Annotated in this window: 11 protein-coding genes; 1 reads left to right on the forward strand and 10 read right to left on the reverse strand. The window is 31.7% G+C overall.

What is annotated here, in order from left to right; genetic code table 11:
* From lpxB to surE, 3 genes are read right to left on the reverse strand one after another with little or no spacing between them, the layout of a single operon-like run.
* Positions 1-1,116: a lipid-A-disaccharide synthase gene (lpxB, locus tag L3X37_RS04410; RefSeq protein ID WP_237238957.1), complete on the reverse strand. Its 1,116-nt coding sequence runs from the start codon at positions 1,114-1,116 to the stop codon at positions 1-3.
* On the reverse strand, positions 1,117-1,398 hold the full coding sequence (locus tag L3X37_RS04415) for a hypothetical protein (RefSeq protein ID WP_237238958.1): 282 nt from the start codon (positions 1,396-1,398) through the stop codon (positions 1,117-1,119). It lies immediately after the preceding gene.
* Between the two features lie 3 nt (positions 1,399-1,401).
* On the reverse strand, positions 1,402-2,172 hold the full coding sequence (surE, locus tag L3X37_RS04420; protein ID WP_237238959.1) for a 5'/3'-nucleotidase SurE: 771 nt from the start codon (positions 2,170-2,172) through the stop codon (positions 1,402-1,404).
* Positions 2,173-2,369: 197 nt separating this feature from the next.
* On the opposite strand from surE, the gene L3X37_RS04425 reads away from it, so the two are divergent.
* Positions 2,370-4,505, forward strand: a complete 2,136-nt coding sequence (locus tag L3X37_RS04425) for a carboxy terminal-processing peptidase (protein ID WP_237238960.1) — start codon at positions 2,370-2,372, stop codon at positions 4,503-4,505.
* Between the two features lie 76 nt (positions 4,506-4,581).
* Here the strand turns inward: L3X37_RS04425 and L3X37_RS04430 are convergent, their stop codons facing one another.
* The 7 genes from L3X37_RS04430 to L3X37_RS04460 all read right to left on the reverse strand — a co-directional run bounded on the left by L3X37_RS04430 (position 4,582) and on the right by L3X37_RS04460 (position 12,063).
* Entirely contained in the window at positions 4,582-5,787 is a 1,206-nt protein-coding gene (locus L3X37_RS04430; RefSeq protein WP_237238961.1) for a C40 family peptidase, read from the reverse strand.
* A gap of 258 nt (positions 5,788-6,045) precedes the next feature.
* A complete protein-coding gene (locus L3X37_RS04435; RefSeq protein ID WP_237238962.1) occupies positions 6,046-8,037 on the reverse strand; it encodes a beta-galactosidase small subunit-related protein in 1,992 nt (663 codons plus the stop codon).
* 50 nt (positions 8,038-8,087) lie between these two features.
* On the reverse strand, positions 8,088-9,044 hold the full coding sequence (locus tag L3X37_RS04440) for a glycoside hydrolase family 2 protein (RefSeq protein ID WP_237238963.1): 957 nt from the start codon (positions 9,042-9,044) through the stop codon (positions 8,088-8,090).
* 819 nt (positions 9,045-9,863) lie between these two features.
* Entirely contained in the window at positions 9,864-10,106 is a 243-nt protein-coding gene (locus L3X37_RS04445; RefSeq protein ID WP_237238964.1) for a hypothetical protein, read from the reverse strand.
* A 144-nt stretch (positions 10,107-10,250) separates the two neighbouring features.
* A complete protein-coding gene (locus L3X37_RS04450; RefSeq protein ID WP_237238965.1) occupies positions 10,251-10,463 on the reverse strand; it encodes a hypothetical protein in 213 nt (70 codons plus the stop codon).
* Between the two features lie 192 nt (positions 10,464-10,655).
* Positions 10,656-11,267 (reverse strand): ribosome biogenesis GTP-binding protein YihA/YsxC, encoded by a 612-nt coding sequence (yihA, locus tag L3X37_RS04455; protein ID WP_237238966.1) that lies wholly within the window; start codon positions 11,265-11,267, stop codon positions 10,656-10,658.
* A gap of 31 nt (positions 11,268-11,298) precedes the next feature.
* A complete protein-coding gene (locus tag L3X37_RS04460) occupies positions 11,299-12,063 on the reverse strand; it encodes an alpha/beta fold hydrolase (protein WP_237238967.1) in 765 nt (254 codons plus the stop codon).
* Between the last annotated feature and the right edge of the window lie 34 nt (positions 12,064-12,097).

Below are 12,097 nucleotides of genomic sequence, written 5' to 3' on the forward strand. Positions count from 1 at the left end.
TTATGCTTGAATAGACTTATAAATCAGTTTCGCTGTTTTTTCGCTAGCCCCTTTGCCACCAAGCTTTTTTTCTAAATCGTAATAATCCAAAAACAATTGCTCTCGTTTTTTAGAGTCGAGTATTAAATTTAGCTCTTGTTTTAATCTTTTTTTGTTAAAATCGTTTTGAATTAACTCAGTAACCACTTCTTTATCCATTATTAAATTAACCAACGAAATAAATTTTAAAGTTATTATACGTTTAGCTATTTGATATGATAAGTTACTGCCTTTATAGCAAACCACCTGTGGTACTTTAAATAATGCAGCTTCAAGGGTTGCAGTTCCAGAAGTAACTAATGCTGCATAAGAAACGCTTAATAAATCATAAGTTTTATTATCAACAAAACTCACGTTTGAGTTTTTAATAAAGGTTTTGTAAAACTCAAAATCCTGACTTGGAGCACCTGCTATAACAAATTGATAATTTGAAAAATCGTCAACTAAACTTAACATTACTGATAGCATTTTGGTAATTTCTTGTTTCCTGCTTCCAGGTAAAAGAGCAATAATAGGTTTGTCGCTTAATTTGAAGGTTTTTCTAAACTCAAATAAATTAATGGGAGTTCTATCTGCTATACCATCAATTAAAGGATGCCCAACAAAAGTAACATTGTAGTTAAATTTGTCTTTATAAAAGTCTTTTTCAAAAGGTAGTATAACATACATGGCATCAATATCTCTTTTAATAGCATGCACTCTATTAGCTCTTGATGCCCAAACCTGTGGCGAAATATAATAATTGGTTTTAAACCCCTTTTGTTTTGCCCACTTTGCAATACGTAGGTTAAAGCCTGAATTATCTATAAAAATAATAACATCGGGTCTAAAAGCTTCAATATCTTTTTTACAAAACGAAATGTGTTTAAATATTTTATTGAGGTTTAAAATAACTTCAACAAAGCCCATAAAGGCACGTTCTTTATAATGTTTTACTAAAGTACCGCCAACATTTTGCATAAGGTCGCCACCCCAAAACCTAAAGTTAGCGTTGCTGTCTTCTTTTTGCAATGCTTTCATTAAGTTAGAAGCGTGTAAATCACCTGATGCTTCACCAGCAATAATATAGTACTTCATTTAAAAAAGTTTAAAAACAAAGGTAAAAACTGCAATAAAAACAGTAATTAATAAAACACCTCTTGCTCTATAGTCTTGTTTCTTTTTTATAAATATAAAAAATGCTGCAAGATTTAAAATAGCACCTAAACTTATTAATTTACCTAAAAACCCTTCAGCAGAGGCCTTTTTTATTACGGTTGTAAAATCGTCTCCGCCACCTAAAAGTGTGGCTGCTAAAATTAGTCCTGTTATGTTTGCAATTAATCCAACAAATATGCCAATAAAAATATCTTTCTTCATGTATTATAAATTCCAGTTATTTAATGTTTCTATATGTTTATGTGCTGTTAAATCGAACTGTGTAGGCACTACAGAAACATAATTATTTTCTAAAGCCCATTCATCAGTATCTTCGCCACTATCAAGATTGATAAATTCACCAGAAAGCCAATAATAATCTCTGCCTTGAGGGTTTTTTCGTTTGTCAAAAGCTTCAACCCAATTAGCCTTTGCTTGCCTACATATTTTAATACCTTTTATATTTTCTTTAGAAACATTAGGAATGTTAACATTTAAAACCACATCATTAGGAATACCATTTTTTAAGGCGTTTTCGGTAATGGTTTTTACAAAGGGTTTACAGGCTTCAAAGTTGGCTTTCCAATTATAATCTAACAACGAAAACCCAATGGCAGGAATACCTTCAATACCAGCTTCAATAGCTGCACTCATGGTGCCAGAGTAAATAACATTTATAGATGCGTTAGAACCATGGTTAATACCCGAAACACATAAATCGGGTTTTCTTTTTAATATTTCTCTAATGCCAAGTTTTACACAATCTGCGGGTGTTCCAGAGCAACTATACTCTAATTGTGACTCGTTTTTAGTGCTAATTTGTCTTACATAAAGTGTAGAATTTATGGTAATGGCATGTCCCATACCACTTTGCGGACTATCTGGTGCAACCACAACAACTTCTCCAATAGTATTTAAAACCTCTATTAAGGTTCTAATTCCTGGCGCATTAATGCCATCGTCGTTTGTTACTAAAATAAGTGGTTTTTCTGTCATGTTTTGTGTTTAAAAACATCGCTAAAATACATAATTTAGTCAGTAAACACTTAATTTCTTTGCTTTAACAAAAAATTAGTAGCAATTGCCTTTATTGGCATGGTTTTTTCTTTATTTTAGTAGAAAATAATTATTGATTGTATTTAATGATAATTATTTTTAATGTTTAAAGGAAAGATTAAAATATGAAAAATATTATGAAGAGGAATTATAAAGCTTTATTATTAATGGTGCTACTAGCTTTTGCATCGTGTAGTTTTACAACCAAAACATTTGACGATTCTGATAGGGACAAATTGCTAATTCATATTATTAAAAGTGTTTTAGAGCAACTTCATTTCGATCCCATAGCAATAAATGATGATTTTTCAGCTGAATTATTTTCAGATTATGTAGAGACTATGGATCCTTTAAAACGTTATTTCTACGAATCGGATTATAAAGATTTCGAGAAATTCAAATTAGTAATTGATGATCAATTAAAAGTATCAGACATTACATTTTTTAATGTAACTCACGAGCGTATGCTGAAGCGTATTGATGAGGCTAAATTAATTTACAAAGAGGTGTTATCTCAACCCTTTGATTATACTAAAGATGAGGTTTTTAATACGAATTCTGAGAATATCACTTATGCTAAAAATAAAAAAGAACTAAAAGAGCGTTGGAGGCAGCAACTTAAGTTTTCTACACTTACAAATTATGATGATATCTATATTCAAGAAAAACAAGCAAAAGAAAAGGATGTGTCTTATGTAATGAAAACTGAGGAGGAAATAGAAAAAGAAGCAAGAGAAGCTACGCTAAAATCGCTTGATATTTACTTTAATGATAATATTGATGATTTAAAACGTGAAGATTATTTTGCTGTTTATGTAAATGCAATTGTAGAAGAATTCGATCCGCATACCTATTATCTAGCACCGCGAAGTAGAGAAGTTTTCGATCAGCGTATGTCTGGAAAACTAGAAGGTATTGGTGCAGGATTACAAAAACGTATGGATTATATTAAAGTTACTTATTTAGTATCTGGTGGTCCAGCGTGGCGTGGTAAAGAGTTAGAAATGGACGATGTTATTTTAAAGGTAAAACAAGAAGATGAAGACGTGCCTGTTAGTATTGTTGGTATGCGAATAGATGATGCTATTAAATTAATTAAGGGGCCAAAAGGCACTAATGTAACATTAACCATTAAAAAAGTAGATGGTACTATTAAAGATATTACAATTACTAGAGATATTGTAGAGTTAGGTGAAACTTATGCTAAATCATCACTAGTAGAAAAAAACAATAAAAAGTTTGGAGTTATTAATTTACCATCATTTTATCTAGATTTTAATGATTATAAAAAGTTAAACGCAGCGGCAGATGTTAAGAAAGAAATTGAGCGTTTAAAAGCTGAAGGAATGGAAGGTTTAGTGCTTGATTTACGTAATAATGGTGGCGGATCGTTGCCAGCTGTTGTAGATATGGCAGGTTTATTTATAGAAGATGGTCCAATAGTACAAGTACGATCAACAGGTAGACCAAAAGAAGTTTTAAAAGATAAAGATAAATCAATCACTTGGGATGGACCACTAGTTATTTTGGTTAACGAAATATCTGCTTCAGCATCAGAAATTATGGCAGCTGCTATGCAAGATTACAAACGTGCCATTGTTATTGGTAGTAAACAAACTTATGGTAAAGGAACAGTTCAGAATGTAGTAAATTTAAACAATGTGGTTAGAAATAGTTCTAGTGGAGATTTAGGTTCATTAGCTTTAACTACTCAAAAATATTATAGAATTAATGGAGGCTCGGTTCAGTTAGAAGGTGTTAAAAGTGATGTTACAGTTCCTGGAAGATTTAGCTTTATAGATGTAGGCGAAAAAGATAAAGAAAACCCATTACCTTGGGACGAAATTGATGCTGCTTATTATACGGTTTGGGATAATTATTTTGATTACGATAAAACCATTGAAAAAAGCAAAGAAAGAATGCGTAATAATGAGCAATTAAAGCTTATTGAAGACAATGCGAGATGGGTTAAGACTAAAATTGATGATACAGTAGTGCCATTGAATTACGAAAAGTATAAAGCTACAAATGATTTGAATGAAAAGGAATCTGAGCGTTTTGATGCCATTTCAAAATACAAAACAAATCTAACATTTACTTCTCATGCTTTTGAAAGAAATCTTTTTGAAAGTGATACAACCGATTTAAGAGAAAAACGCAAAAGATGGCACGAAAGCCTAAGTAAAGATGTTTACATTGAAGAAGCTTTAAATGTTCTTGAAGATTTAAAAATGTCTTACGCTATTAAAAAAGTAGCGAAGGTAAAAGATTAAGTATTTTCAATAGCTTAAAAAATATAAAACGCTCTATAAATCATTAACTTTTAGTGCGTTTTTGGTTTATCTAAAATTAAAGTTTTAGAGTTGTTTGTTTTTTTAAATCAACAATCATTGAGTCGTCAACACCTAAATACCGTCTTGCACCTAAATACCTATTTGTGTTAAATTCGTCGTAATTATCTGCATTAGCATTTACAGAGTTAATTCTAACTTTACTAGCAGAATGAATAAATTCTCCTTTACCATTTCCTAACCAAATACCAACATGTGTGGTGCGTTGCTTAGTGCTATCAGTTGCTTTTTTACCAAAAAATAGTAAATCGCCTTTTTTTAAATTTTCAAAAGTTAAATCTGTGTCTATTACTTCGCCCGCGTTAATTTGTTGCGAAGCATCTCGAGGAATAATAAATCCATTCATTAAATAAACGGTTTTGGTAAATCCGCTACAATCCATTCCTTTAGTTGATGTTCCTCCCCATAAGTATGGCGATCCTAAAAATTGATTAGCAGTTTGTTCTATTAAATAGCCTGAAGGTTGTAAAGTATTAATCCAATCGTTAAAAATAACCGCTTCTTTTTTGCTAATATAACCCATACGATTATCAGGATAAGCTACCTTATAAAATTTTTTAGTAGTTTCTAAAAGGGCTAGTTGAGCACCTAAAACAATATCCGAAACAATAGGTGCATTTGCGCTTTCAGATTGATACACATGTCCTACAGTTTTGGTATAAATTATTTTAGTGGCAGCTTGCCATTTTGTTATGTCTGCATCAGTCATTAAAGTAACACCGCCGTGGTCTACCCAAGAAATATAACGATCTGGAGTTTGTATTAAATAAAAGTCACCATCAATTTTTAAAACATTTAAAACTGTTCCTAAAATGGCTTGTGTTGCTAATTCTGCTGAGTGTTTGGGTTTAGAACGAATGTTAGCCACCGAGTTATTAACAACAGCGTATTTGGTTTTTCCAACAGATTTATTGGGTAGTAAATCTATGCTGTAATCAACATTAAATGTACCAGATTTATCAATTAGAGTTGTGAGTTTGTCATTAAAAACTGAAACAACTTCAGGGTTGGTAGTTTCGCCAGTAATGGTTAAGTTTTTATCTTTTTTACTCAAGTTAATATTAAAAACTTCAACACGAGTATCTGGTGCATATATGGTTTTTAAGCTGTCTTTTACGGTTTCAAAATTGTTTTGATAGTTAGCGTCTCGCTTATTACAAGAAATCAAAAAGAGTAGAACAAGTATAACAACGTAATGTTTCATGCTGGATTTGATTTGTGAAAGCTAAAATACGAAAAGAGGTTAAATAAAAATGAGGTTATTTTCATGTGTGGTTTGGAGAAAATTGGAATGGTTTGTTTAACGTTAAGAATATGGGGCGTTGGGCACTTCAGGGCTCCAAACTACCAATTCTCTAAATATTTTATTAAAAATACTCATTTTCAAATTTAGCACTATTCACCAAATGACCTATATTTATTCTTAGCATTTCGTGCTTTTGTATTCTAATAATTTATGAGGTTATTTATTTATGGGCTGTAATATAAAACTATAACAGTATTGCCCCGGATTAATTAAATACTTATGGAGTACCGGCTGTCCCCATGAATTATCACCGCCTACTCCCATTTGTTTATAATCTATATTTACAACTAAATTATTGCCTGCCTTTAATTCAAAATTATGAGTCGATTTATCCAAAGTTTCTTGATTATATGGCCATGCACTTACTGAAAATAGATGATTGGAATTAGTTACAAACTCAATCCTGTTTTTATTTATATTTCCAAATGCAATCCATCGCACATCGCATCGATTACTATTTTTCTGAGGTCTCACATAAGGCGTGATCCACTTACTAATTGTCGACTTATAAATTCCAACAGCAGCTGCTGTTTTTCTGTCAAAATAGTTTTCGTGAGGTCCTCTACCATACCATTCAATATCTTGCAAGTTCTTATTTAAATTAAATTGTAATCCTATTCTTGGAATACTAGGAGCGTATTCAGGAATTTTAAAATCAATATAAAATTGTATTTTTCCATCAGAATAAAACGTGTGTTTTACTTTGGCTATGGTTTGGGTATTATTAAAAACGTAGTTACTTTCTATTATTATCTTTTTATTTTCAATCTTTTCAATTTCGATATTCTTTAGTGAATAATTGTTTGCTTCATTTTTCCATACACCCATTATTTCATTTACCCTCCAGTCTTTATCATTATCTGTTAACGCTCGCCAGAAATTAAATTTCACATCTTCAGAAATAACCTCTAATTCGTTATATTCTAAACTAGAAATAAGACCCGAAGATTTACCAACTGCTGCTTTAAAATGATTACCATGTATTGAATATTCATTCGTATTCTCTTTCAAAGACAATTTACCTTCTGACAAAGATTCTGTATCAGTACAAACACCATCAGAAAGCTTAAATTGTTTCCAAGCTACAACATGATCTTTATCAGCCCATAACAAGCTGTCTTTTAATGAAAAACGAAACGTAATGAATGTCTCTTTATTTTCATTGAAATTAATGTTTTTAATGATTGTTAGTGTTTCTTCGTTAGGATTACAGCTTAGTTCAGGCAATGATTCCTTTTGAGTTACAATACCATTTTCGATAATTTGATAGCTAAAATTATATTCATTGGTATTTAAATTCAAACTATGATTTTTTATTTTTATTGTAAGTGCTTGCTTTTTTATCAATTTAAAATTGATGGGCTGATATACTTTTTTTAATTCTTCGTAATGCGGATGTGGCAACAGATCAGCTCCAATCAATCCATTAATACAAAAATTGTTGTTATTGGGAGAATCTCCAAAATCGCCACCATAAAGAAAACCTGCACTATGATCGTCTAGGTCTTTCCACAATGCCTGATCAATCCAATCCCATACAAAGCCTCCAGCAAACATATCGTGTTTATACATCAAATCCCAGTAGTCACTAAAATTTCCTAAGCTATTTCCCATAGCATGACAATATTCGTTTAATACAAATGGTTTTCCCGATGGATATTTTCCATGTTGGTGCTCATGTGACACCTGTCCTTGCTCTCCTTTTCGTTTGGCGTTACCATTTAAATGTTGTTCCATCCATTTGATGGTTGGGTAAGTCTGACTATCAAAATCTGCAGCAAGATTCATATCAGCATACTGAATCAATCTTTTTTCCGGATCGTTATTAAGTGTTACGTCTCTCATTTTCATAAAAGCATTGCCAAATCCTGCCTCATTGCCTAAAGACCACATAACAACACAAGGATTTTGTCTGTCTCTAATCACCATTCGTTTCATACGATCTATACAGCCATAAGCCCATTCTGACTTATCTCCGGGCAAAACCCTTTGGTGATAACTAAGCCCATGCGATTCCACATTCGCTTCATCCATTATCATCATGCCGTATTTATTGCATAGTTCATACCATTCCGGCTCGTTAGGATAGTGAGCAGTGCGAACAAAATTAATATTGGCTTTCTTCATCAATTTTATTTCACTAATCATTTGTTCTTTAGAAACAACATATCCTTGGTCGGGAGAAAATTCGTGTCTGTTTACCCCCCCCCCCTTATTTTCAGAAGCATACCATTAAAAAATATTTTATTACCAAGCACTTCTACTTTTCGAAATCCAAGTGGTAAATTATATACCTCAACAACTTTCTGTTTGTTTAGTAATGCTACTTTTACAGTATATTGAATTGGGTTTTCATGAAACCATAACTGAATATTTGGGATTGTAATTTCCGGCAATATAATCTCATCATTGAAGCCCACAGGAAAGGGCTCAACCTTATATATTCTATCCTTAATTAATGCTTCTCCAGTAGGCGATAAAACAGAGACTGAAATCGAATTGTATTTATTTATTCCTTTTGTGAAGTTGACAGATGAATAATGTAAAGCTATTTTTCCTTCTTTATTTTGCAGGTTTACAATCGGTTGTGCATATACATCCCATAAAGTAACTTTTGGAACAGCTCTTATAAAAACATCACGAAAGATTCCGCTTAAGCGCCAAAAATCTTGATCTTCGAGATAGGAACCATCACAATATTTATAAACCTCTACCGCTAGTAAGTTTTCACCTTCGATTAAATATTGAGTAATATCAAATTCTGCTGGTAATCTGGAGCCTTGTGTATATCCCACTTTATTGCCATTCACCCAAACAAAAGCCGCCGAACTTATTCCTGCGAAATGGATAATAACTTGTTTGTCGCGCCAGTCATCAGGAACATTAAAAGTTCTGATGTATGAACCTACAGGATTTCTGCTTTTAAAGTTTGTAAAGGAAGAATCTGGCACATCCATTACTCTAGGTGGATTAACTTTAAAAGGATACAAGGTATTTACATATAGAGGGGTACCATAACCTTGTCTCTCCATTGTTGATGGAACTGGGACGGTTTTCCAATTTTTCCGATTAAAGTCAACCTTATAAAAATCAATAGGCCTTGAGTCGGGATCAGGTGACCATTTAAAGTTCCAACCTCCATTTAATGATTGCATCCATGTAGTATGCTCTTTATAAGTTGCTTGTTTCGAATTTTCCGCGTTGTCTGAAGGCCAAATAGCGGTACGAGGAGGCAGTTTTTTTATTCCAATTGTTAGTGGATCCTGAATTTCACTAGGAACCTGACTTAATACATTTGAATAAAAGAGTATGCATACAAAAAATAAAATTGGATTTTTTTTTCTGATGTCAATATTTTAGGACGGGTCAGCATGAATGCTAATGCAAAGATAAGTTTCCGTTTCAATGAAATTTATCGGTTGTTAAACGAAGTTATCGTTTTTTTCTAACAAAGTCAACTATATGTTACTTAATATATTGTTGAAAATTTGTTAAAAGACAAATACTTATTCAAATTCTCTGTTTTTTTTAAACAGTATCTTTCCCACTATCTGCCATTACCTATATTATTATTATTATGTTTTAGTTAAATATTAGACACTTTAGAAAAATGAAAATTGATTTTGTAATGGGATTGAATGGGATGAAATAATTTTAGATTAGCTCAATGTCGCTTCTGTATAGTAGTAAAAATATCACTTTCTAGATAGTTTGGTATACTTATCACACCTTCACTACTCAATAGTGTCGACAACTTTCCATTCTTGAGAATATTATCAATAAGAATAGATTTCCCGTTGATGAAAGCTGATTTAGATATTAATCTTATACCATGAGAGTAATATACATACATTGCATTATGACCATTATATACAGGCTAAATAGGATTGTTTTTTTCTAAATGCCAGCCATAGATTACTACTCTAATCGATGTTTTATCCACACTGTATATTTTATTAGATATTATTACATCCTTATTTATGTCCAGAAATAATATTATTAGATGATCTGTCAAGTTTCATTTGTGTAAGTTGTTGTTTAATTGAATTTGTATGCTGTTTAAATAAGGATGGATTGTCTAGTTTTGGTGGTGGTATGGGTTGAGGTTTCAGTTTAACTTCTGCTTGATTGTAAATAATATCTATAATCTTTCTTGTTGGAAGTGAACAATTTAATTTATCAGCTATGTATTGAGCAGTTGAAGGTATCAATGGCATGTACAAATAATCTTCATTTTATCCAATAGCTATGTAATCGTGTGTAGTAAAAAATATTAATTCATAATTTTTCTCATTAACTACTTTTGTGGTTTTTAAAGATTTTAATTTACGCGATAAAGATGGTATGTTTCCTGATAATATTTATTTGATAGCAGCTTTTTCTCTTTCTGTTATACTCAAACCACTAACTTGGTTTGCAAATTCAGATCCGCCGATAGCATTTTTTGATCGCTCAGGAATATTCAAGTATCTTATTGTATCGTTTGCAGTTAACTTTATTCTATCGTCACTAACAATATCTTTGGACACCGGCTGACCAAAAATTAATTTGGTATAAAAAACAGTATTACACAAATTGTGTTAACTATTTTACCCATTTTTTATCATATTCGTTTCTGATTTTGTAGAGTATAGTGCTCAACAGATATGCACCCGTTTTAACACTTCGACTGCGCTTGGTACAGGTATTTATATTAGCTGTTAAACGAAATTTGACATTTTTTCTGACAAAATAAAATATGTATTAATTAATATATTATGGAAAAATTAATTAGAAGACAAATCCATATTCCAATTCAAATCCTCAATATATCTTAAAACTTCATCTTTTCCAATCGCTGTAGATGATGAGGTTATAAAGTAATTAGGCATTACTTCCCAAGTTTCTAAAAGTGTATTTTTATAGGCTTCAATATGCCTCTGTATAGCTTTGGGTTTTAGCTTATCGGCTTTAGTAAAAATGATTGAAAACGGTATGCCATTTTCTCCAAGCCATTGCATAAATTCTAAATCGATAGGTTGTGGTTTGTGTCTAATATCAACTAAAACAAAAGCGGTAACTAATTGCTCACGTAAGGCAAAATATTGAGTTATAAATTTTTGAAAAACCTTTTTTGCGCTTTTTGAAACGCGCGCATAACCATAACCCGGTAAATCAACTAAATGCCAGTTTTTATTAATTAAAAAATGATTAATAAGTTGTGTTTTTCCAGGTCTTCCAGAAGTTTTAGCTAAACTTTTTCGGCTAGTTAGCATATTAATTAACGACGATTTACCAACGTTACTTCTACCAATAAATGCATATTCTGGTAACATGCTTTTTGGGCATTTTGCAGCATCAGAATTGCTCATTACAAATTCGGCAGATTTAATTTTCATTTACGATGTAAAAAATGGTGGTCTTAATTTTTTAGATATTCCTTTTAGTTAACCAGCCACTAAGAATTTGGTTAAACTCATCAGGGTGTTCCATCATAGCTGCATGCCCACATTTATCAATCCAAAATAACTCAGAATCTGGTAAAAGTTCGTTAAATTCTTCAGCAACTTCAGGTGGTGTAACAGTATCGTTCCTTCCCCAAATAATGCAGGTTGGAGTTTGCATTTTTGGTAAATCTTTAGCCATATTGTGTCTAATGGCACTTTTTGCAATGGCTAATGTTTTTATAAGTTTGTTACGGTCGTTAACGGTTTCGTAAACCTCGTCTACTATTTCTTTTGTAGCAATTGCAGGATCGTAAAATACATCTTGTGCTTTCTTTTTAATCACTTCATAATCACTACGTTTTGTGTAGCCTCCTCCCATGGCGCTTTCGTAAAGACCAGAACTTCCTGTAATTACTAATGCTTCAACTTTCTCAGGAAATAATTTGGTGTGGTATAAAGCAATATGTCCACCAAGAGAATTACCTAATAAAATTACATCTTTAAAACCTTTAAAATCAATAAAATCGTGCAAATATTTAGCAAAACTTTTTACGTTGGTTTTAAGTAAAGACATAGTATAAATTGGCAATTCAGGAATAATAACTTTATATCCTTTGTCGCTAAAAAATGTAGTTACAGAATCAAAATTACTTAATCCTCCCATTAAACCATGTAAAATAATAATGGGTTTGCCTTCTCCAACTTCAATATAACTATAATCCTTTTCTTTTTTTAAACGATGCGTCATTAATTAGTTAGTCTTTTTCGTTAAAAACAAATAT

This window comes from Wocania arenilitoris (assembly GCF_021728535.1).
Classification (GTDB): Bacteria; Bacteroidota; Bacteroidia; order Flavobacteriales; family Flavobacteriaceae; genus Wocania_A; species Wocania_A arenilitoris.

Bases quoted from the DNA above. Each gene is read 5' to 3' on its own strand.
- lpxB (WP_237238957.1), bottom strand. From the start codon at position 1,116: ATGAAGTACTATATTATTGCTGGTGAAGCATCAGGTGATTTACACGCT.
- L3X37_RS04415 (WP_237238958.1), bottom strand. From the start codon at position 1,398: ATGAAGAAAGATATTTTTATTGGCATATTTGTTGGATTAATTGCAAAC.
- surE (WP_237238959.1), bottom strand. From the start codon at position 2,172: ATGACAGAAAAACCACTTATTTTAGTAACAAACGACGATGGCATTAAT.
- L3X37_RS04425 (WP_237238960.1), top strand. From the start codon at position 2,370: ATGAAGAGGAATTATAAAGCTTTATTATTAATGGTGCTACTAGCTTTT.
- L3X37_RS04430 (WP_237238961.1), bottom strand. From the start codon at position 5,787: ATGAAACATTACGTTGTTATACTTGTTCTACTCTTTTTGATTTCTTGT.
- L3X37_RS04435 (WP_237238962.1), bottom strand. From the start codon at position 8,037: ATGATTAGTGAAATAAAATTGATGAAGAAAGCCAATATTAATTTTGTT.
- L3X37_RS04440 (WP_237238963.1), bottom strand. From the start codon at position 9,044: ATGCAATCATTAAATGGAGGTTGGAACTTTAAATGGTCACCTGATCCC.
- L3X37_RS04445 (WP_237238964.1), bottom strand. From the start codon at position 10,106: ATGCCATTGATACCTTCAACTGCTCAATACATAGCTGATAAATTAAAT.
- yihA (WP_237238966.1), bottom strand. From the start codon at position 11,267: ATGAAAATTAAATCTGCCGAATTTGTAATGAGCAATTCTGATGCTGCA.
- L3X37_RS04460 (WP_237238967.1), bottom strand. From the start codon at position 12,063: ATGACGCATCGTTTAAAAAAAGAAAAGGATTATAGTTATATTGAAGTT.